Source organism: Roseovarius sp. MBR-78 (genome assembly GCF_040547535.1).
GTDB lineage: Bacteria > Pseudomonadota > Alphaproteobacteria > Rhodobacterales > Rhodobacteraceae > Roseovarius.
In genome coordinates this window covers 76,607-96,657 of the sequence record NZ_JBEPPX010000014.1, presented here as the reverse complement: position 1 = coordinate 96,657, position 20,051 = coordinate 76,607, and the positions used below count along the sequence as shown (strand labels likewise).

The following is a 20,051-nucleotide window of genomic DNA, read 5'->3' as shown; positions in this document are numbered from 1 at the left end:
AAGCTCATCCTCCTCGCCAACACCGTCCTCAAGCGCGACACGCCATGGCAACCAAACCCGCCGTCCTGAGACGGTTGCTTGATTCCGCGCGGGGGACAGGAGGCAAATGGCAGCAACACGCCACTCGCCCCCGTCACGCTCCGCGCACCCATCCTCCGCGCCACCGTGATGAGAGGGGACACAACCCGGCCTGATCCTCGTGCTGACGCATATCCCCGACGCGGACAACGCCCCACCTGCCTCAATTTGATGCAGAAATGACTCGCGTTTTCGCGGCGCGGTCTGCCACAGTGGTGGCACTACGTCAGAACCTTGGGAGGGGGATTTGCGGTATATTCCACTTGTCATCAGCATTTTCCTGATACCGGCGGGCCTGATCCTCGCGGCATGGCTGCCGTTTCTCGGCGGGCTGATCGCCGGGGTGGCGGGGATCGTGGCGCTGATCGGGCTTTACGATTTCTTTCAGGCCCGCAGCGCGGTGCTCAAGAATTATCCGATCTCGGCGCGGCTGCGCTTTGTCTTCGAGCATTTCCGCCCCGAGATCCGGCAATATTTCCTCGAAAGCGACCACGAGGAGACCCCCTATTCCCGCGAGCAGCGCGCGCTTGTCTATCGCCGTGCCAAGGGCATCGAGGGGCTGCGCCCCTTCGGCACGCTGCGCAACGTCAACGAGATCGGCCATGAATGGATCAACCATTCGATGGCGCCCACGCATCTCGACAGCCATGATTTCCGCGTCTCCATAGGCGGGCCGGATTGCACGCAGCCCTATGCCGCCTCGCCGCTCAACATCTCGGGGATGTCCTATGGCGCGCTGTCGCCCAACGCGATCGAGGCGCTGAACTGGGGGGCGAAGATCGGCGGGTTCGCGCATACCACCGGTGAGGGCTCGATCTCGCGGTTTCACCGCAAACATGGCGGCGACCTGATCTGGCAGATCGGCTCCGGCTATTTCGGCTGCCGCACGCCCGAGGGCGCGTTTGACCCCGAGACCTTCGCCGCCACCGCCGCCGACGATCAGGTCAAGATGATCGAGATCAAGCTCTCACAGGGGGCCAAGCCCGGCCATGGCGGCATCCTGCCCGGTGCCAAAGTGACCGAGGCCATCGCCGAGGCGCGCGGCGTGCGCGTGGGGCAGGATTGCATCAGCCCGCCGGGCCATTCGGAGTTTTCCACTCCCGAGGGGCTGTGCGCCTTCATCGCAAGGCTGCGCGATCTGTCAGGCGGCAAGCCCATCGGGATCAAGCTCTGCGTGGGCCACCCGTGGGAATTTTTCGCGATGGCCAAGGCATTTCACGCCACCTCGATCACGCCGGATTTCATCACCATCGACGGGGCCGAGGGCGGCACCGGCGCGGCCCCGGCGGAATTCGCCGATCACAAGGGGGCACCCATCCGCGAGGGGCTGATGCTGGTGCATAACACGCTGGTGGGCATAGGGCTGCGCGAGCGTATCCATCTGACCGCCTCGGGCAAGCTGGTGAGCGCGTTCGATTTGTGTCGCATGTTCGCGCTCGGGGCGGATGGCTGCAACATCGCGCGCGGTTTCATGTTCGCGGTGGGCTGCATTCAGGCGCAGGTCTGCCATTCCGGCAAATGCCCCACCGGCGTTACCACGCAGGATCCGGGCCGCTACCGCGCCCTCGTCGTGGCCGACAAATACAAACGCGTCGCCAATTTCCACCGCAACACGATGGTGGCGCTCAAGGAGGCGGTGGAATCCTCCGGCCTCACCAGCCCGAAGGAGTTCACCCCCCATCACCTCATGATCCGGGTCAGCAGTCGCGAGGTGCGCTCGGCGGCGAGCCAGTATCTGTGGCTGGAGCCGGGTGAATTGCTCTCGGGCGACGTAAGCCACCCGGCCTTTGCCAAATACTGGGATCGCGCGCGCGCCGATACCTTCGCCTTTGCCTGAGGCAGGCGGCCCGGCAGGCGCGGCTCAGACCTTCGTCGCCGAGACCGGCGGCGTCACCCGCCGCTTGAGCACCGCCTCGCGCCAGGAAATGAAGCTGACGGCGGCAACGATCACCATGCCGCCCAGCACCACGAAGACATCCACCCCCTCGCCAAAGACCAGCGCCCCCAGCGCGACCGCCCAGACCAGTTGCAGGAAAGTCACCGGCTGCGTCACCGTGAGCGGCGCGGCGCGAAACGCCAGCGTCATCGTGTAATGCCCTGCCGTTGCCACGCACGCCACCGCGAAGAGCACCCCCAATTCCCACAAGGTCGGCGGCACCCATACCGCCCAGGCCAGCGGCGCAAGGCCGAGCGTGACCGTGATCGACAGCATCGCCACCACCACGCCCGCGCTCACCCGCCCCGAGATCGCCTTGGCCAGCAGGTAGGATGCGCCGAAGAACACCGCCGTGAACAGCATCGCCAGATGCCCGGTGCCCACCTCGCGAAAGCCGGGGCGCAGGATGATGAGCGCACCAACAAGCGCCACCGCCACCGCCACGATCCGGCGCGCCGCCAGTCGCTCGCCGAGGAAAAGCGCCGCCCCCAGCGTCACGTAGATCGGCGAGAGGTAATTCATCGCCGTCACATCCGCGATCGGGATGCGCGCCATCGCATAGAACCACAGCGCAACGCCAAGCGTGTGAAACGCGCCCCGCGCGCCGATCAGGCCCCATGTGCCCCGCTCAAGCCGCAGGTCGCGCAGCGTTGCAAGTAGCGGCAGCAGGAACACCAGCCCCATCGCATAGCGCAGGAACGCCGCCTGTGGCGCGGGCACGCGCGTGCCCAGCACCTTCACGAGCGCCGTCACCCCCACGAAAAGAAGCCCCGTCACAACCATCCAGAACACGCCCCAACCGGGGCCTGCGATGGTGTCGGACGATGTCCCCTCCCGCGCGCTCATGGGCGGCATTAAGTCACGGCCTGCGCGGCCTGTCGAGCGGGTGCGGCCCGCAAAGCCATGCTCACGCTGCAACACTCTGTCCCGGATAAAACATAGCTCAGCCCGCGAGCAGCGCCCAGGCAATCGCCCACATCACCGCGCCCACGCCCGCATCCAGCAGCCGCCAGCTTGCCGGGCGGCGAAACAGCGGCGCAAGCAGGCGCGCGCCATATCCCAGCGCAAAGAAAAAGGTGAAACTCGCCGCCACCGCGCCCGCGCCAAAGGCCAGCCGGTCGGCATATTGCGCCGACACCGCCCCCAGCAGGACCACCGTATCAAGATAGACATGCGGGTTGAGCCACGTGAGCGCAAGACAGGTCAGCACCGCGCGGCGCAAGCCCCCCGCGCCCGTGCCCGCCTCCAGCATCGCGCCGCCGCGCCACGCCGCCGAAAAGGCGCGCGCGCCATAGACCAGCAGAAACGCCGCGCCGCCATAACGCATCACCCGCTCCAGCCCCGGCACCATCGCGGTGAGCGCGCCAAACCCCGCCACCCCCGCCGCGATCAGCACTGCGTCCGAGAGCGCGCAAACCAGCACCACCGCCAGCACATGCTCGCGCCGCAAGCCTTGCCGCAGCACAAAGGCATTCTGCGCCCCGATGGCGAGAATCAGCGACAACCCGAGCGCGTACCCCGCCAGCCCTGCCTGCATCGGCCCGTCTCCCCTGTTGCGTGACGCTTGCCTAACGGTGCGCGGTGCATTACTCAAACTCAATTATCTAATCCCAAATCAGGTTTGATAATGACGCTACCCGCCGATCACCTCGCCACGCTGCGCGCCATCCTGCAATCGGGCAGTTTCGAGGGCGCGGCGCGGGGGCTGGGGGTTACGCAATCGGCGGTCTCGCAGCGGCTCAAGGCGCTGGAGAGCCGCGTCGGCGCGCAGCTTGTGCGGCGCGGTGCCCCCTGCACGGCCACCGGAGCGGGCGAGCGGCTAGCGGCCCATGCCGATCAGGCGGCGCTGCTGGAGGCGCATCTGGCACGCGACCTTGCCGCGCTCGCACCGCCGCCACAGACCCGCCTGCGCCTTGCCGTCAATGCCGACAGCCTTGCCACATGGCTGCCCGGGGCGCTGGCGGCGCTCGACGGGCAGCTTTTCGATCTGGTGATCGACGATCAGGACACCGCGCATGACCGGCTTGTGCGCGGCGAGGTTCTGGGCGCGATCACCTCGCGCGCGGCCCCGCTGCCCGGCTGTGACGTGACACCGCTGGGGCGGCTGCGCTACATCGCCGTGGCCAGCGCGTCCTTCATCGCCCGGCATTTCGCGGGCGGGGTGAACGAGGCCGCGCTGGCGCGGGCCCCGATGCTGCAATTCGATGCCCGCGACCAGTTGCAACACCGCTGGATCACGCGCCACACCGGGGCCGCGCTCAGCCCGCCCTGTCACCGCCTGCCCTCGGCGCATGGCTTTGCCACCGCCGCGCGGCTAGGGCTGGGCTGGGGGATGAACCCGGAACCGCTGATCGCGCGTGACCTGCGGCGCGGCACGCTGGCGGCGCTTGTTGCCGATTGCCCGCTCGACACGCCGCTCTACTGGCAGTCGAGCCGCCTTCTGGGCGCGGCAATGGCCCCGCTCACCCGCGCGCTGCGCCGTGCGGCAAGGGCGGGACTGTTGCCGCCGATGTGACGGCGATTACCGGCCTGCCGACGCGCCCCCGCTTCATCTTGCCAAAAATACTCGTGGTGCCCGCGTCAAAGCTGCGCCATCACCTCGTCGGAGGCCTCGAAATTGGTGGTGACGCGCTGCACGTCGTCGTCATCCTCCAGAGCCTCGATGAGGCGCATGAGCTTTTCCATGCCCTCAAGGTCCATCTCGGTCGTGGTGGTGGGCTTCCACACCAGCTTGGTCGAGAGGCTCTCGCCGAGCGTGGCCTCAAGGGCCGTAGAAACCTCGCCCAGATCGGTATCGGCGCACCAGATCACATGGCCGTCCTCGCCGCTCTCGACATCCTCGGCCCCGGCCTCGATCGCGGCCATCATCACCGTGTCGGCGTCGCCCGCGGTGGCAGGATAGGTGATCTCGCCCTTGCGCTCGAACATGAAGCCGACGCTGCCTGTCTCGCCGAGGTTGCCGCCGTTCTTGGAGAAGGTCGAGCGCACGTTCGAGGCGGTGCGGTTGCGGTTGTCGGTCATCGCCTCGACGATCACCGCCACGCCGCCGGGGCCGTAGCCCTCATAGCGGATTTCCTCGTAATCCTCGGCATCGCCGCCCTGCGCCTTCTTGATGGCGCGCTCGATATTGTCCTTGGGCATGGATTGCGCCTTGGCCTCCTTGATCGCAAGGCGCAGGCGCGGGTTTTTCTCGGGGTCGGGGTCGCCCATCTTGGCGGCGACGGTGATCTCCTTGGAGAACTTGGAGAAAAGCTTGGCGCGGACGGCATCCTGCCGCCCCTTGCGATGCTGGATATTCGCCCATTTGGAGTGGCCGGCCATGTGGTCCTCATCAGGATAAGGGGAAAACTGGGGTCTTTTATCGCCGCAATCGGCGCAGGGCAACGGGCCAAAGCCTCATGGGCCCGCCTGGCATAGCCGCCCGCCCTGGCGCACCATCTCGATGCGGGTGGCGCGGCCGGTGGCATCATCGGTCTCGACATAGGTGCCCGAGAGCGTGACCGCGCCCATGGCGGGGGTAAAACGTTCCTTGCCCATCCCGGCGACAAAGCGGCGCATCGGCTCGGCCTTGTCCATGCCGATCACCGAGTTGTAATCGCCGCACATCCCGGCATCACCCTGAAACGCGGTGCCGCCGGGCAGGATCTGCGCGTCCGCCGTCGGGATATGGGTATGGGTGCCCACCACAAGGCTCGCCCGCCCGTCGCAGAAATGCCCCATCGCCATCTTTTCGCTCGTGGCCTCGCAATGCATATCCACCACCGCCGCCTGCACCGCGCCGCCAAGCGGATGCGTGCGCAGCACCGTGTCGATGGCCGAGAACGGATCGTCATAAGCGCGGCGCATGAACACGTTGCCCAGCACCTGCGCCACCAAAATACGCCGCCCGCGCCCGTCGGTAAAGACGCGCGCGCCCCGCCCCGGTGCCACCTTGGCAAAGTTGAGCGGGCGCAGCACGGCGCTGTTGCGCTCGACCTCCTGAAGCATGTCCTTCTGGTCAAACGCGTGATCGCCGAGCGTGACCACATCGGCGCCAGCCTCCAGCAGCCCCTTGGCATGGGCCGCCGTCAGCCCCATCCCACCCGAGGCGTTCTCGCCATTGACCACCACGAAATCGAGCGCCCAAGCCTTGCGCAGCGCGGGCAGACGCTCTGCCACCGCCGCGCGCCCCGCGCGCCCCATCACATCGCCAAGAAACAGAATTTTCATGGCACCCCTGTTAGGCGCAGATTTCCCGAAGGGCAAGCATCGCTCTGCGCGCATGGGCCTGCCCGCGCTTCATCTTGCCCCAAATATCCATGTTCCCGACCGCCACACACAACCCCCGGTCTCAGCCGCGAAACCCCGTCGCCACCACGAATTTCTCGGAACTGTCGGCGCGCGAGGCGGGGGGTTTCACGTTCGCCACCTTGGTGAACCGCTGCTTGAGCAGCTTCTGCAACTCGCCCTCGGCCCCGCCCGCCAGCACCTTTGACACGAACGTGCCGCCCTCCTCGAGCACGTCGAAGGCGAGATAGGCCGCCGCCTCGCAGAGCGAGATGATGCGCAGGTGGTCGGTCTGCTTGTGCCCCGAGGAAGAGGCCGCCATGTCCGACATCACCACATCGGCGCGCCCGCCAAGCCAGGCCTTGACCTGCTCATCGGCGCCCTCATCCATGAAATCGAGCTGGTGGATATCGGCCCCCGCGATAGGCTCCACCTCTTGCAGGTCGATGCCCAGAACGAAGCCCTGCCGCTTGCCCGGCTTTTCGCCGAGCGCGTTAACGCGCGGCACCGCCACCTGAAGCCAGCCGCCCGGCGCGCAGCCCAGATCGACCACCCGCGCGCCCGGCACGAGAAAGCGGAACTTGTCGTCAAGCTCCATGATCTTGAAGGCGGCGCGCCCGCGATAGCCCTCGGCCTGCGCGCGCTTGACGTAAGGGTCGTTCAACTGCCGTTGCAACCAGCGCGTCGAGGAGGCGCGCCGCCCGCGCGCGGTCTTGACCTTGACCGTCAGATCGCGTTGCCCGCGCCCCGAGGTGTTCTTGCCGTCCGGCCCCTTTGCCATCAATCCTCTCCCTCGGTGAGCACGCCATCGGCGGCCATCTGCGCATAAAGCATCCCCTCGCGCAGGCCGCGATCGGCGACGCTCAGCCGGTCGGTGGGCCAGCACCGCAAGAGCGCCTGAAGGATCGCCGCGCCGGACATGATGAGGGTCTGCCGGTCCTGCCCGATGCGCGGATCGCGCCTGCGTCCGGCGGGGCCAAGCGCGAGGTAGTCGCGGATCACGCGGTCGATCTCGTCGCTGGTCATGGTCAGCCCGTCCACCTTGTTGCGGTCATAGCGGCGCAGGCCAAGATGGCTTGCCGCCACCGTGGTGATGGTGCCGCTCGTGCCCACGATCTGAAACCCCTCGCGGCGCTGCTCGTCCTTGTAGGGGGCAAACTCGGCGAGGTTCTCCTCGAAATACCAGCTCATCAGCGCGAATCGCGCGGCATCGTCCTCGACATCGCGGAACTGCTCGCGCAGCGTCGCCACGCCCAGCGGCACGCTGATCCAATCCACCACCCGCGCGGCGGGGCCCGCACCGCTGTGCTGAAACCCCATATGCATCCGCATGATCGCGCGCTTGCGCTCGCCCTCGGGGACGCCGCGCAGGTCGATCCACACAAGCTCGGTCGAGCCACCGCCGATATCCACCACCAGAAGCTGCTCGGTGCGGGGGTTGACCAGCGGCGCGCAGGAAATCACTGCAAGCCGCGCCTCCTCCTCGGTCGCGATCACGTCGAGGGCAAGCCCGGTCTCGCGCTCCACCCGGCGCATGAATTCGGCCCCGTTTTCTGCCCGACGGCAGGCCTCGGTGGCCACCAGCCGCATCCGCGTGACACCATGGCGGCGCAGCTTCTGGCGGCACACGCGCAGCGCCTGAATCGTGCGGTAGATGGCGGCGCGCGACAGCCGCCCCGACCGCTCCAGCCCGGTGCCAAGCTGCACCGATTTCGAAAAGCTGTCGACCACGCGGAAAGAGCGCCCGTCGGGACGGGCGATCAACATGCGGCAACTGTTCGTGCCAAGATCGAGCGCCGCATAAAGCGGCACACGATCCGGCTGGCTCGGCGCGGGGCTCTCGACCGGGTCCGGGATAGCGCCCGCACCAATCGGACGCTTGGGCGTCATGATAACACGCCCTCCATTTCAAGTTGGCTTTAGAGTAGGCGCATCCGCGCCCCCGCGCAAGGGCCGCTGCCGGGGATCGTGGCGCGATCAGGGGCTGATGCTCGACGGCGGGCTCACGGGGTCGGATGCTGTTCGGGGGGCGTTCTGGCCCGGAGTTGTCATTCGATATGAAACAATGAGCCGCGCGAGTGCCCGACCGCGGGTGGGCGCTGCAACGGTTGCGCGTGGCACTTTATGCCTGCCAAATACTTCAACGATTGTAAGGAGTTCGACGTCGCAAAAGCGCCCGCCCGTCCGGGCGGTCGGGCGCTCGCGCGGCGGTGCCTGCGGCACCTTGGTTCCGCGCGGGGGGATAAACTGCGATTGGCAGATCCAAGCCATTCACACCACTTGCCACACCGCCTTGCACCGCATAACCACCCGGATCCCCCTCGGGCACCCTCTCTCGGACATCCGCCCCTTACCGGAAAATCCGCTCGCCCTGCTCGTCGATCACCTGTTTCGCCTTGCGGATCGAGAACGCCTCGGCCGTGGCCCGGTCGCGCAGCACGTCGGCGCGCAGGAAATGATGCACCTTGACCTCGCCGCCCGCCTCACGCTCGATCCGCGCGCCGACGCGAAAGCCGTCGCGCTCTTCCTGCGGGGCGGCGATGATGCGAAAGCCTTTGTAGTCTTCGACATGCTCGGCCCGCGCCTCGGGCTTGGCCGTGCCGCCGAACAGGCGTGACAGGATCGACATGGGGGGCCTCCTTCGTGGTCGGGGTGCGGGCCACGGGCGGGCCGCGCTCAGTAATGATACCGGCATTGGACGATCACGATATCATCGTCGGTGACACGATAAACCAGACGCTGCGCGCGGTCGATGCGCCGCGACCAATAGCCCGCCAGATCGCCCTTGAGCGGCTCGGGCTTGCCGGTGCCCTCATAGGGGTGGCGCAGACAGTCCTCGATCAGCCGGTTGATCTTGCGCAGCATCGCCTTGTCGGTGGTCTGCCAGTGCAGATAATGCGCCCATCCCCGACCCTGAAACGACAGGTTCACTCCCGCTCCATCGCCAGAAGTTCCTCCATCGTCACGGTGACCCGCTTCGACGGGTCATCCCCGGCAATCGCGGCCAGCAACTCGGCCCTGTTGGCGGGCGAGGCCAGCAGATAGGCGGTCTCGTCCATCGACTGATAATCCTCGAGCGAGATCATCACCACCGGCTTGCCCTTGGCGCGGGTGACAAGAACCGGCTCGTGATCCTCGTTCACCCGGTCCATCATGGCCGAGAGGCTCTTGCGCAGATCGGTGGAGGTGGTGTGTTTCATGGGGTAGGATGTACGTGATTGCGTATGGGGATTCAAGGGGGCGTGGGGCGGGGAACCTGTCATCCCAAGTGCAGGTGTTTTAAAAGGTGGGTTGGCTCCAACTGTAAACTGGCTAAATGACTTCTTGGTATTTATCCAAGATATCCGGACTTATTAGTACGAACACTCTTTGCTCGCTCAATTGTTGCCCCTGCGCCACCAAAGCATTTAAGTAGCGTCGTCTCTGATGGCCCTCAATCAAAAGATACTCGTAGTTTTGCATTGCACGATAGCGGTCTAGAAAACCACCGGGTGTGTATAGCACAATCGGTGCGAAATCCCATGAACCTAAGTTTAACGCAGTTGCAGTTGGGTGAGTATTAAACCCGTCTCTATTGAAAACTTCGTAATCAAATTCAGGAGCAAGTCTGTTGTCAGTCGCCGATCTAACGCTCTGGACAAAATGCTCCGGGGTCCACATTTCTTGCGTCCACGAAACTTTATCCAGTTCAAGATATGAGTGCGGATGGTCAGGACCGTACTTGTAAATCCATTGCTCACAAATTTCCTTATTAAGATGAGATATAATAGCATAATTTCGCTTCCACCATGAGTCAAATGACTCGAGATCAAAGCGACTATGCTCTTTAGCTTTTAAGGTTGAGTTCCAAACTGAAACTCTTTCTACAGGTGGAACAAAAATCCGCCTCACTGATCCAGAAAACTCCGCAACTTCCGCGACCTTGACGGGTGCTTCAACTTCCTCAACGCCTTGGCCTCGATCTGCCGGATACGTTCACGCGTCACGGAAAACTGCTGCCCCACCTCTTCCAGCGTGTGATCGGTGTTCATGCCGATGCCAAAGCGCATCCGCAGCACCCGTTCCTCGCGCGGCGTCAATGACGCCAGAACCCGCGTCGTCGTCTCGCGCAGGTTGTCCTGAATGGCGCTATCCAGCGGCAGGATGACGTTCTTGTCCTCGATGAAATCGCCAAGCTGGCTGTCTTCCTCGTCGCCGATGGGCGTCTCCAGAGAAATCGGCTCCTTGGCGATCTTCATCACCTTGCGGACCTTTTCCAGCGGCATTTGCAGCTTTTCGGCCAGCTCCTCCGGCGTCGGTTCGCGGCCGATCTCGTGGAGCATCTGGCGGCCCGTGCGCACCAGCTTGTTGATCGTCTCGATCATGTGCACCGGGATGCGGATGGTGCGCGCCTGATCGGCGATCGAGCGGGTGATCGCCTGACGGATCCACCATGTTGCATAGGTCGAGAATTTATAGCCCCGGCGGTATTCGAATTTATCCACCGCCTTCATCAGGCCGATATTGCCTTCCTGAATGAGATCGAGGAATTGCAGACCACGATTGGTGTATTTCTTGGCAATCGAAATGACCAGCCGCAGGTTGGCCTCGACCATTTCCTTCTTGGCCTGGCGCGCCTCTTTCTCGCCCTTCTGGACCTGGCCGACGATGCGGCGGAATTCCGAGATGTCGAGGCCCACATATTGGCCCACCTGCGCCATGTCGGCGCGCTGTTCGGCCACCTTGTCGGCAAAGCGCTCGGTGAACATCTGCCAGCCGCGTCCGGGCCGCTGGCCCATATCGTCGAGCCAGTTGGGATCAAGCTCGCGCCCGCGATATTCCTCGATGAATTCGCGGCGGTTGATGCGCGCCTGATCGGCGAGTTTCACCATCGCGCTGTCGATCTGCATGATCCGGCGGTTGATGCCGTAAAGCTGATCTATCAGCGCCTCGATCCGGTTGTTGTGCAGGTGCAGCGAATTGACCAGTTCGACGATTTCCGAGCGCAGTTTCTGATAGGTCGCCTCTTGCGCGTTGGAGAAAGAGCCATCCTCGTTGAGCGTGGCGGAAATGCGGTTGTCCTGCATGTCGCTGAGTTGCGCGAAATCCTCGGCGATGCGGTCGAGCGTTTCGAGCACGCGCGGCTTGAGCGCGGCCTCCATCGCGGCGAGGCTCATATTGGCCTGTTCGTCGTCTTCCTCGTCATCGTCGGAGGGGCGCAGCGGGTTGCCGTCGGCGTCAAGCTCCTGCACCTTCTCGCCGCTCTCTTGCGCGGCCCCGTTGGGGGGCGTGCCGACATTGGCGGCAACCACCGGCTCCTCGCCCTCCTCGCCCGGCTGATTGCCGAATGTCGCCTCGAGGTCGATCACGTCGCGCAGCAGGATATCCTCGCCCAGAAGCTCGTCGCGCCAGATGGTGATCGCCTGAAAGGTCAGCGGGCTTTCGCAAAGCCCCAGGATCATCGTGTTGCGTCCGGCCTCGATGCGCTTGGCGATGGCGATCTCGCCCTCGCGCGAGAGCAACTCGACGCTGCCCATCTCGCGCAGATACATGCGCACCGGATCGTCGGTCCGGTCGAGCTTTTCCTCCTTGCCGGAGCCAAGCGTGATTTCGCCGCGTCGCCCGATCTCGGCGATGGCGGTGGTCTTGCCGTCGTCCTCCTCGGCCTCTTCCTCCTCGATGATGTTGATGCCCATCTCCGAGAGCATCGACATCACGTCCTCGATCTGCTCGGACGAGACCTGATCGGGCGGCAGAACCTGGTTGAGCTGGTCGTAGGTGATAAAGCCCTTTTCGCGGGCCGCGGTTATCATCCGCTTCACGGCGGCCTGCGACATGTCGAGCGAAACTTCCTGCTCCTGCTCTTCGGGCTTCTGGTCGTCGGTATCCTTGGCGGCCATGCGCATCTCCTTGGCGATTGCGGGCAGGTGATTCGTTAACGCGAATCAATAGCGCGATAAGGTGATTCGCACACCGTCTACCCGGTATTTTCCTTGTCTTCCTTACGAAAATTCATCCACCCGGCGGTTTGCCCATGCCAAGTCGATCCAGAAGGGCGGCAAATTCGGCCCGTTCCTCGCGTTTGAGCCGCGCGCCGTTCTCACTAAGTTCGTATTCCGCCCGATCCTCCTGCTGGTTGCGAATCGCGCGGTTTCGCGCTTCCGCCGCCTCGCGCAGACGCCACGTCATCGTCTCATCAGCAAGCCCCGTGATATCCTCGACCGCCTCGCGCAATTCCGCCTCGATCCCCGCGCCCGCCGCCAGCTTGGCGAATTCCTCGCGCAGGGTGAGCGTCGCGCGCTCGGCATCACCGGGATGGCGCACCGGCGGGGCGATGGCGACATGGGGCAGCGACAGGAGCTTTTCAAGACTGTCCTCGCCCATCTCCACCGCGATCTGCGCGCGCAGCGTCTCGGCCCCCGCTCCGGCATGGCGCAGGATCGCCGCGCGCAGGCCCGCGTTGCGCGGATCGGCACAGCGCAGCCGCTCGATCTCCGGCTCGAATTCCTCGGCCACCTCGGGGCAAGACAGGATCGTGGCCAGGATCACCTCCTCGCGCATCCGAATCGCCTGCGCGGAATCGGCCGAGACCAGCGCCGAATTGCGTGTCGCAGCACGCGCGGTCTCGGGCGGGGCCCATTTGCCCTTGCCCCGCCCCTTGCCGTCCATCGGCTCCCGCCGGGGCGCGGTGCGGCGCGGGTTGAACAACTGCCAGCGCAGCTCTTTCAACGCGCGTTCATAATATCCGCGCAAGGCCGGATCGCGTATGAGCGCGGTCTTCTCATGGCAGAGGCGTTCCAGCGCGGCCTTGCGCTCGGGCGTGTCGAAATCGCGCCCTTCGGTCTCGCGCTGCCACAAGAGCCGCACCAGCGGCAGGGCGGCGTCGATGCGCGCCTGCACCGCGCCCGCGCCCTCGGCGCGCAGCAGGTCGTCGGGGTCTTGCCCCTCGGGCATCAGCGCAAAGCGCAGCGAGCGCCCCGCCTCCAGCAAGGGCAGCGCCAGTTCGACAAGCCGGTAGGCCGCGCCAAGCCCGGCGCGATCGCCGTCGAGCATGATGACCGGCTCCTCGGCGATCCGCCACATGAGCTGCACCTGATGCTCGGTCACCGCCGTGCCCAGGGGCGCCACCGCCGCCTCGAACCCGGCGGCCACCAGCGCGATCACGTCCATATAGCCCTCGGCCACGATCAGCGGGCCACCCTTGCCCGCCGCCTCGCGCGCGGGGCCGAGATTGTAGAGCGTGCGGGACTTGTCGAAAAGCTCGGTCTCGGGCGAGTTGAGGTATTTGGCATTGTCATTGGGGTCCATCGCCCGCCCGCCAAAGGCGATGCAGCGCCCGCGCGCATCGCGGATCGGGAACATGATACGATTGCGAAACACGTCATAGGGCTTGCCGCCCTTCGTGCTCTCGCGCGCAAGCCCGCAGGCAAGGATCAGGTCGGGGGACACGCCTTTGCCCGTCAGATGGTCCCAAAGCCCCTGCCAGCCATCGGGCGCAAAGCCGATGCCGAACCGCGCCAGCGTCTCATCGCTGAGCCTGCGGCCCTTGAGATAGTCGCGCGCCGCCGCCCCCGCCCCGCTGCGCAAATGCAGGCCGAAATACTGCGCCGCCTGCTCCATCACCTCGGTCAACTGCCCGCGCCGGTCGGCCTTGGCCTGCGCCTGCGGGTCGCGCTCGGGGACAGCCATGCCCGCCTCGGCGGCGAGGATCTTCACTGCCTCGATGAAATCGACATTCTCGGTCTCGCGCACAAAGCCGATCGCGTCGCCCTTGGCGTGACAGCCGAAGCAGTAGTAGAATCCCTTGCGGTCATCGACGTGGAACGAGGCGGTCTTTTCCTGGTGGAACGGGCACGGGGCCCACATGTCGCCCTTGGCCGGGTTGGATTTGCGGTTGTCCCACATCACCTTGCGGCCCACGACCTGGCTCAGCGACAGGCGCGACTGCAATTCGTCCAGGAATCCGGGGGGCAGGCTCATGGCCTATATATCGGGCCTCGGGGGCCGTCTGTCCAGAGGCCCGCGCGCGCCTACTGCGCCTCGCATTGCGTGACCCAGGCCCCGGCCACGTCCTTTTTGAGGTCCGTCTCGGGCAATTCATAGACCCAATCCACCAGCGGCTGCACGGCAGGCGCAAACCCCGCCTGCGCGCCCTCCAGCCCGGCGGTGATCTCCTGCTTTGCGGTGGTGGCGGGCTGTCCGGCGCGGCGCGCCTCGACCGCGGCGGCGACGATCTCGCCGGTGGGGGCGCAGATCGCTTTCTGCGCCGTGGCGGGTTGTGGGGCCAGCGGCAACGCGGCCAGAAGGATCAAGACTGTCTTTCGCATCGCGCCGGCCTCCTCTCGCGGATCATGCGCAGGCTAGGCGATTCCCGCACGACACGCCAGCAGGTCGCGCGCGGCGGACAGAGTGGGGAGCGGGGTGGCGAAACGTGAGGGCTTGGCTTGTTGCGGACGTTCGGGTTGATGTAGTGAGCCGCGCGAGTGCCCGACCGCCGGGTGGGCGTTGCAACGGCTTTGGGAGGCGCTTTATGGCGCAAAATACTTGAACGATTGTGCGGATTGCACCGTTGCAAAAGCGCCCGCCCGAGGGGGCGGACGGGCGCTCGCGCGGCGGTGCCTGCGCCACCTTGGTTCCGCGCGGGAGACAAGAGGCCAACGCCCCCTCCAAACTAAACCCCACCCTCCCGCGCCGCAACCCGTCGCATGACAAGCGTCACCTCGTGCACCAGGCTTGCCGCCATCGAGCGGAACACCATGATCTGATACGCATCGCCCCCCGCCTGCGTCACCGCGCCGACCATATGCGCCACATCGCTGCGCGCGGTGGCCCACGTGCCGAAACTGCCCGCGCGCAGATCGAGCGGCGTCAGCCGCGCCATCACCGCCTCTGCCCCCGGCCCCTCAAGCCGCAGCACCGCCCAGGCGTCCGACTGATCGCTGAGCGCGGCATGATCCGCCAGCGCCGCATCGGGCGCAGGCCCGATGAGCAACGCCAGATCGAGGCCGAACCACTGCACCGCGCCCCCCTCGCCCGCGATCACCCGCCCCGGCGCGGGCCAGCCCAGCCCGTGCGCCTCAGCCAAGGCCCGATCGAGCGCCGCCGCCTGCCCCTTGTAGAGCGCGAGCGCCGTCATCCGCCCCGGCTCCACCTCCGAGAGCCGCAGCGCCCCCGCCGTGACCGGCACCAGCCCCGCGCAGGGCGTCATTTCCACCAGATCACTCACGCATCCGCCCTCCCTCGGGATCGACCCAGCCCGGCGCGCAGACCTCGCAGAGCGTCGCAGAGCCGCGCAGGTGATCCACCGCGCGCACCCGCTCGCCCAGCCGCGCGCGCCCGCGCGCCAGAAACCCCAGCCCGATCACATGGCCCAGCACCGGCGAATAGCAGGCACTGGTGATATAGCCCTGATCGTTCGCCGCCACCGCCTCTGCCCCCTCGCCAAAGAGGTGCGATCCGGGCAGCAATTCCTTGACCGCGCCCACGGGTTTCAGCCCCACAAGCTGCGCGCGCCCCTCCTCCATCAGGCCCTCGCGGCTTGCCGCCGCCTTGCCGATGAAATCCTTCTTGCTGCTCATCATCCCCTGCATCCCGACATCAAAGGCCGTCACCCGCCCGTCGATCTCGGCATGGGTGATAAAGCCCTTCTCGATCCTGAGCACGTTCAAGGCCTCCATCCCGTAGGCCCCGCCCCCCAGCGCCTCTGCCCCCGCCACCAGCCGCTCGAAGAGCGCAGAACCAAAGCGCGCGGGCACGGCGATCTCATAGCCCGTCTCGCCGGAAAACGAGATGCGAAACAGCCGCCCTGCCACGCCGCCAACTGTCGCCGCGCCACAGCCCATGAACGGCAGATCGGGCACCGCGCCCAAGATATCAGCCAGCAGATCGCGCGCCCTCGGCCCCGCCACGGCGAATTGCGCCCACTGTTCCGTCACCGACACCGCCCGCATATCCCAGCCGGGCCGCAGCACCTGCGCCGCGAAATCCATGTGCCGCATCACCGCGCCCGCCGCCGCCGTGGTGGTGCTGATAAGGAAATGCCGCGCGCCCAGCCGCGCGCAGGTGCCGTCATCCATGACATGCCCATCCTCGCGCAGCATCAGCCCATAGCGCACGCGCCCCACCGCCAGCCGTGACATGGCACCCGTGTAGAGGAAATCCAGAAACCGCGCCGCATCAGGGCCTTGCACGTCGATCTTGCCCAGGGTCGAGACATCGCAGACCCCCACCGCCTGCCGCACCATCATGACCTCGCGGTCGCAGGACTGCCGCCAGTGATGCTCGCCCTTGCGCGGGAAATAGCTCGGGCGATACCACAGCCCCGCCTCGATCATCGGCGCGCCGCGCCGGACGCTCTGGCCATGCGAGGTGGTCAGCCGCTCGGGCGCAAAGCTCTTGCCGCGCCCCCCCGCCCCCATCGCCGCGATCGGCACCGGCACATAGGGCGGGCGAAAGGTCGTGGTGCCAGTGCCGGGGATCGTGCGCCCGGTGGCCTCGGCCAGCACGGCAAGCGCCCCGACATTGGAATTCTTGCCCTGGTCGGGGGCCATGCCCTGGGTGGTGTAGCGCTTCATATGCTCGACCGAGCGGAAATTCTCGCGCGCGGCCTGCGCCACATCCTTCACCGTCACATCGTTCTGGAAATCGAGCCAGGCGCGCCCGCGCCCCTCGACCCGCCACAGCGGCAGGATGTCATAGGCCCCGTCCGAGGCCGGTGGCACATCCACCGCCCGCGCCCTCAGGCCCATATCCTCGACCGCGCGCCGCCCTGCCTCCGCGCCGCTCTCAAGACAGGCCCGCGTCGAGAAATGTCCCTTTGCGGCCCCCGCCACCACCATCCCCGGCACCGCCCCCTCGGGCGGCAGAAACGCCGCAAGGCCCCCGTCCCAAACGGGCCGCGCGCCCATGTGGCAGGCCAGATGGACCGTTGGGTTCCAGCCCCCCGACATCGCCACCGTATCGGCGGCGATGCGCGTCTCCCCGCGCGCAGTGGCAATGCACACCGCCTCGACCCCCTTACGCCCGGCTGTCCCCGTCACTTGCGCGCCGGGGTAAAAGGCCACGTCATGGCCGCAGGTCGCATGCGCGCGGGCATCGACAAGGGCCGCGACATGCACGCCCGCCGCCTGCAAATCCCCCACCGTGCGATGCGCGCTGTCATTGTTGCCGAACACCACCACGCTGCGGCCCGCCGCCACGCCCCAACGGTTGAGATAGGCACGCACCGCACCCGCCATCATCACGCCGGGCCGGTCGTTGTTGCCAAATGCCACGGGCCGTTCCAGCGCGCCCGCCGCCAGCACCGCGCGCCGCGCCGCGATCCGCCAGAAACAACCCGCGGGCGCGTGGGCGCGGCCCTCCACCTCCGGCGCGACCCGCTCCAGCGCGCCGAACGTGCCGCCGTCATAGGCCCCGGTCACCGCTGTGCGCGTCATGATCCGCACGTTGGGCATGGCCGCCAGCCGCGTTGCCATCTCGCCCGCCCAGGTCGCGCCATCCTGCCCGTCCACCTCCTCGCTCTCGGCCAGAAGACGCCCGCCCAGCGCCACATCCTCCTCGGCAAGGATCACATCCGCGCCCGCCTCCGCCGCCACAAGCGCCGCCATCAGGCCCGCAGGCCCGCCCCCGATCACCAGCAGATCGCACTGCGCAAATGCCCGCTCATAGCGGTCCGGGGCCGCCTCACCCGACAGCGCACCCAGCCCCGCCGCGCGCCGGATCATCGGCTCGTAGACCCGCTCCCAGAACGCCTTTGGCCACATGAAGGTCTTGTAATAGAACCCCGCGCCGAAAAACGGTGCCATCAGATCGTTGACCGCCATCACGTCGAACCCGAGCGACGGCCAGCGGTTCTGGCTGCGTGCCACCAGCCCCTCGCGCAGCTCGACCGTGGTGGCGCGGCAATTGGGCTCCTGCGCCGCGCCCAGCCCCAGCGTGACCAGCGCGTTCGGCTCCTCGCTGCCCGCGGTCATCGGCCCGCGCGGGCGGTGATACTTGAACGACCGCCCCATCAGCCGCACCCCGTCGGCCAAGAGTGCCGAGGCCAGCGTATCGCCCGCGAACCCCTCGTGGCGGTGCCCATCAAAGCTGAACGCCACCCGCCGCCCCCGGTCGATCCGCCCCTTGCCGTCGATCCTCATCGCGCGTCCCCACCGGCCAGCACCGCGCCCGCAACCGCGTGGCTCACCGTGTCGCGCGTGACCACCAGCCAGGCACCGCAGCCCTGCCCGTGATACCAAAGCTCGCGGCTCTCCCCCGCCGGGTTGTCGCGGTTATGCAGGTAATCATCCCAGGCCGCATTCCATACGGCACCGTCCGGCACCGGCAGCGCCGCGCCGCGCACGGTAAACTCGCGCAGATCGCGCATCCCGCAGATCGGACAGGGTATTCTCACGCGCCCATCCCCTTCATCTTGCCAAAAATATCCATATCCCCATCCGCCAAAAGCGTCCTCAATGCAGGTTGTGCTGGCTGCCAGTCGCTTCCTCGTCCATCAGCCCGCGCCCCGTCGCGAACCGGTCGAGCCGGAACCGCGCTGCCGCCGGGTGCGGGCGGTCGGTGGCGATGAGATGCGCGAGCGCATCGCCCGACCCCGGCACGGCCTTGAACCCGCCATAGCACCAGCCGCAATTGAGATAGAGGCCCTCGATCCCGCTCTGGTCGATGATGGGGCTGCCATCGGGGCTCATATCCATGATCCCGCCCCAGCTACGCAGGAGCCGCGCATTGCCGATCATCGGCATCATCGCCATCGCGGCCTCCATCACATGCTCGGCCATCGGCAGGTTGCCGCGCGCCGCATAAGACGGGTAGAAATCGAGATCACCGCCAAAGACCAGCCCGCCCTTGTCGGACTGGCTGATATAGAAATGCCCCATGCCGAAGGTCACGACATGGTCGAGGCAGGGCTTCAGCCCCTCGGTCACGAACGCCTGCAACACATGGCTCTCGATCGGCAGGCGCAGCCCCGCCATCGCCGCCACCTGGCTTGAGCGCCCTGCCACCACGATCGCCACCTTTTTCGCCTTGATCGCCCCGCGCGTGGTCTGCACCCCGCGCACGCGACCGTTTTCCACGTCGATCCCCGTCACCGCGCAATTCTGGATCAAGTCCACGCCGCGATCACTGGCAGAACGCGCAAAGCCCCAGGCCACCGCATCATGCCGCGCGGTGCCGCCGCGCCCGTGCAAGAGCCCGCCATAAATCGGAAATCGCGCGTTGTCGAAATCGAGAAACGGCACCATCCGGCGCACCCCCTCGCGGTCGAGCAATTCAGCATCGTCGCCCTGGTTGCGCATCGCGTTGCCGCGCCGCGCGAACGCATCGCGCTGCCCGTCGGAATGGCACAGGTTCAGGACGCCACGCTGGCTCATCATCACGTTGTAGTTGAGGTCCTGCTCCAGCCCCTCCCACAGTTTCAACGAGTGGCTGTAGAATTCCGAATTCCCCGGCTGGCCGTAATTCGCGCGCACGATGGTGGTGTTGCGCCCGACATTGCCACCGCCGAGATAGCCCTTCTCGACCACCGCGACATTGGTGATCCCATGCCGCTTGGCGAGGTAATGGGCACAGGCCAGCCCGTGCCCGCCGCCGCCGATGATAACCACGTCATAGGCGGGTTTGGGCGAGGCGTCGCGCCAATGCGCGCCCCAGCCCTTGTTGCCGGTCAGCCCCTCTTTCAGTATCCGCAGCGCCGAAAACCGCATTCTGCCCCTCCGATGGCCCGCCCCCAGAGCTAGCAGGGCGCGGCCCCTTCGAACACCCCGCTTCGCGCCATTTTCAGGTCAATGCG

Annotated in this window: 19 protein-coding genes; 2 read left to right on the top strand and 17 right to left on the bottom strand. The window is 66.4% G+C overall.

Going from position 1 to position 20,051, the window contains the following annotated elements; translation table 11 throughout:
- Positions 1-325 precede the first annotated feature (325 nt).
- Positions 326-1,915 (top strand): FMN-binding glutamate synthase family protein, encoded by a 1,590-nt coding sequence (locus ABIE58_RS12815; RefSeq protein WP_354545113.1) that lies wholly within the window; start codon positions 326-328, stop codon positions 1,913-1,915.
- A gap of 24 nt (positions 1,916-1,939) precedes the next feature.
- Here the strand turns inward: ABIE58_RS12815 and ABIE58_RS12810 are convergent, their stop codons facing one another.
- Both ABIE58_RS12810 and ABIE58_RS12805 read right to left on the bottom strand, forming a co-directional pair.
- Positions 1,940-2,860 carry a DMT family transporter gene (locus ABIE58_RS12810; RefSeq protein WP_354545112.1) on the bottom strand — a complete coding sequence of 307 codons (921 nt, stop codon included), beginning with the start codon at positions 2,858-2,860 and terminating at the stop codon, positions 1,940-1,942.
- 97 nt (positions 2,861-2,957) lie between these two features.
- Positions 2,958-3,551 carry a LysE/ArgO family amino acid transporter gene (locus ABIE58_RS12805; protein WP_354545111.1) on the bottom strand — a complete coding sequence of 198 codons (594 nt, stop codon included), beginning with the start codon at positions 3,549-3,551 and terminating at the stop codon, positions 2,958-2,960.
- Between the two features lie 90 nt (positions 3,552-3,641).
- On the opposite strand from ABIE58_RS12805, the gene ABIE58_RS12800 reads away from it, so the two are divergent.
- Positions 3,642-4,529: a LysR family transcriptional regulator ArgP gene (locus ABIE58_RS12800; RefSeq protein WP_354545110.1), complete on the top strand. Its 888-nt coding sequence runs from the start codon at positions 3,642-3,644 to the stop codon at positions 4,527-4,529.
- A gap of 65 nt (positions 4,530-4,594) precedes the next feature.
- On the opposite strand, the gene ABIE58_RS12795 is transcribed toward ABIE58_RS12800, so the two are convergent.
- The 15 genes from ABIE58_RS12795 to ABIE58_RS12725 all read right to left on the bottom strand — a co-directional run bounded on the left by ABIE58_RS12795 (position 4,595) and on the right by ABIE58_RS12725 (position 19,965).
- Complete coding sequence (locus tag ABIE58_RS12795) at positions 4,595-5,335, bottom strand: YebC/PmpR family DNA-binding transcriptional regulator (protein WP_354545109.1); 741 nt, start codon at positions 5,333-5,335, stop codon at positions 4,595-4,597.
- Positions 5,336-5,410: 75 nt separating this feature from the next.
- A complete protein-coding gene (locus tag ABIE58_RS12790) occupies positions 5,411-6,223 on the bottom strand; it encodes a TIGR00282 family metallophosphoesterase (RefSeq protein ID WP_354545108.1) in 813 nt (270 codons plus the stop codon).
- A 121-nt stretch (positions 6,224-6,344) separates the two neighbouring features.
- Positions 6,345-7,061 carry an RlmE family RNA methyltransferase gene (locus ABIE58_RS12785; protein WP_354545107.1) on the bottom strand — a complete coding sequence of 239 codons (717 nt, stop codon included), beginning with the start codon at positions 7,059-7,061 and terminating at the stop codon, positions 6,345-6,347.
- A complete protein-coding gene (locus tag ABIE58_RS12780; RefSeq protein ID WP_354545106.1) occupies positions 7,061-8,170 on the bottom strand; it encodes a Ppx/GppA phosphatase family protein in 1,110 nt (369 codons plus the stop codon). The genes ABIE58_RS12785 and ABIE58_RS12780 overlap by 1 nt, the downstream gene beginning before the upstream one ends.
- A gap of 460 nt (positions 8,171-8,630) precedes the next feature.
- Positions 8,631-8,909, bottom strand: a complete 279-nt coding sequence (locus ABIE58_RS12775) for an HlyU family transcriptional regulator (protein ID WP_354545105.1) — start codon at positions 8,907-8,909, stop codon at positions 8,631-8,633.
- A gap of 47 nt (positions 8,910-8,956) precedes the next feature.
- Entirely contained in the window at positions 8,957-9,211 is a 255-nt protein-coding gene (locus tag ABIE58_RS12770; protein WP_354545104.1) for a Txe/YoeB family addiction module toxin, read from the bottom strand.
- Positions 9,208-9,480 (bottom strand): type II toxin-antitoxin system Phd/YefM family antitoxin, encoded by a 273-nt coding sequence (locus ABIE58_RS12765; protein ID WP_354545103.1) that lies wholly within the window; start codon positions 9,478-9,480, stop codon positions 9,208-9,210. Before ABIE58_RS12765 ends, ABIE58_RS12770 begins: the two co-directional genes overlap by 4 nt.
- 112 nt (positions 9,481-9,592) lie before the next feature.
- Complete coding sequence (locus ABIE58_RS12760; protein WP_354545102.1) at positions 9,593-10,171, bottom strand: hypothetical protein; 579 nt, start codon at positions 10,169-10,171, stop codon at positions 9,593-9,595.
- A complete protein-coding gene (gene rpoD, locus ABIE58_RS12755) occupies positions 10,168-12,159 on the bottom strand; it encodes an RNA polymerase sigma factor RpoD (protein ID WP_354545101.1) in 1,992 nt (663 codons plus the stop codon). The genes ABIE58_RS12760 and rpoD overlap by 4 nt, the downstream gene beginning before the upstream one ends.
- A 112-nt stretch (positions 12,160-12,271) precedes the next feature.
- On the bottom strand, positions 12,272-14,239 hold the full coding sequence (gene dnaG, locus ABIE58_RS12750) for a DNA primase (RefSeq protein ID WP_354545100.1): 1,968 nt from the start codon (positions 14,237-14,239) through the stop codon (positions 12,272-12,274).
- A gap of 50 nt (positions 14,240-14,289) precedes the next feature.
- A complete protein-coding gene (locus tag ABIE58_RS12745) occupies positions 14,290-14,586 on the bottom strand; it encodes a DNA primase (RefSeq protein ID WP_354545099.1) in 297 nt (98 codons plus the stop codon).
- A 344-nt stretch (positions 14,587-14,930) separates the two neighbouring features.
- On the bottom strand, positions 14,931-15,485 hold the full coding sequence (locus tag ABIE58_RS12740) for a sarcosine oxidase subunit gamma (protein WP_354545098.1): 555 nt from the start codon (positions 15,483-15,485) through the stop codon (positions 14,931-14,933).
- Complete coding sequence (locus ABIE58_RS12735; RefSeq protein ID WP_354545097.1) at positions 15,478-18,399, bottom strand: sarcosine oxidase subunit alpha family protein; 2,922 nt, start codon at positions 18,397-18,399, stop codon at positions 15,478-15,480. Before ABIE58_RS12735 ends, ABIE58_RS12740 begins: the two co-directional genes overlap by 8 nt.
- Positions 18,396-18,653: a sarcosine oxidase subunit delta gene (locus tag ABIE58_RS12730; RefSeq protein ID WP_354545096.1), complete on the bottom strand. Its 258-nt coding sequence runs from the start codon at positions 18,651-18,653 to the stop codon at positions 18,396-18,398. Before ABIE58_RS12730 ends, ABIE58_RS12735 begins: the two co-directional genes overlap by 4 nt.
- A gap of 58 nt (positions 18,654-18,711) precedes the next feature.
- Positions 18,712-19,965, bottom strand: coding sequence for a sarcosine oxidase subunit beta family protein (locus tag ABIE58_RS12725; protein WP_354545095.1), 1,254 nt, complete (start codon positions 19,963-19,965; stop codon positions 18,712-18,714).
- Positions 19,966-20,051: the final 86 nt, after the last annotated feature.

What these genes read in the sequence shown, in the direction of transcription:
- ABIE58_RS12810 (WP_354545112.1), bottom strand. Translation starts at nt 2,860, where the DNA reads ATGAGCGCGCGGGAGGGGACATCGTCCGACACCATCGCAGGCCCCGGT.
- ABIE58_RS12805 (WP_354545111.1), bottom strand. Translation starts at nt 3,551, where the DNA reads ATGCAGGCAGGGCTGGCGGGGTACGCGCTCGGGTTGTCGCTGATTCTC.
- ABIE58_RS12800 (WP_354545110.1), top strand. Translation starts at nt 3,642, where the DNA reads ATGACGCTACCCGCCGATCACCTCGCCACGCTGCGCGCCATCCTGCAA.
- ABIE58_RS12795 (WP_354545109.1), bottom strand. Translation starts at nt 5,335, where the DNA reads ATGGCCGGCCACTCCAAATGGGCGAATATCCAGCATCGCAAGGGGCGG.
- ABIE58_RS12790 (WP_354545108.1), bottom strand. Translation starts at nt 6,223, where the DNA reads ATGAAAATTCTGTTTCTTGGCGATGTGATGGGGCGCGCGGGGCGCGCG.
- ABIE58_RS12785 (WP_354545107.1), bottom strand. Translation starts at nt 7,061, where the DNA reads ATGGCAAAGGGGCCGGACGGCAAGAACACCTCGGGGCGCGGGCAACGC.
- ABIE58_RS12780 (WP_354545106.1), bottom strand. Translation starts at nt 8,170, where the DNA reads ATGACGCCCAAGCGTCCGATTGGTGCGGGCGCTATCCCGGACCCGGTC.
- ABIE58_RS12775 (WP_354545105.1), bottom strand. Translation starts at nt 8,909, where the DNA reads ATGTCGATCCTGTCACGCCTGTTCGGCGGCACGGCCAAGCCCGAGGCG.
- ABIE58_RS12765 (WP_354545103.1), bottom strand. Translation starts at nt 9,480, where the DNA reads ATGAAACACACCACCTCCACCGATCTGCGCAAGAGCCTCTCGGCCATG.
- rpoD (WP_354545101.1), bottom strand. Translation starts at nt 12,159, where the DNA reads ATGGCCGCCAAGGATACCGACGACCAGAAGCCCGAAGAGCAGGAGCAG.
- dnaG (WP_354545100.1), bottom strand. Translation starts at nt 14,239, where the DNA reads ATGAGCCTGCCCCCCGGATTCCTGGACGAATTGCAGTCGCGCCTGTCG.
- ABIE58_RS12745 (WP_354545099.1), bottom strand. Translation starts at nt 14,586, where the DNA reads ATGCGAAAGACAGTCTTGATCCTTCTGGCCGCGTTGCCGCTGGCCCCA.
- ABIE58_RS12735 (WP_354545097.1), bottom strand. Translation starts at nt 18,399, where the DNA reads ATGAGGATCGACGGCAAGGGGCGGATCGACCGGGGGCGGCGGGTGGCG.
- ABIE58_RS12725 (WP_354545095.1), bottom strand. Translation starts at nt 19,965, where the DNA reads ATGCGGTTTTCGGCGCTGCGGATACTGAAAGAGGGGCTGACCGGCAAC.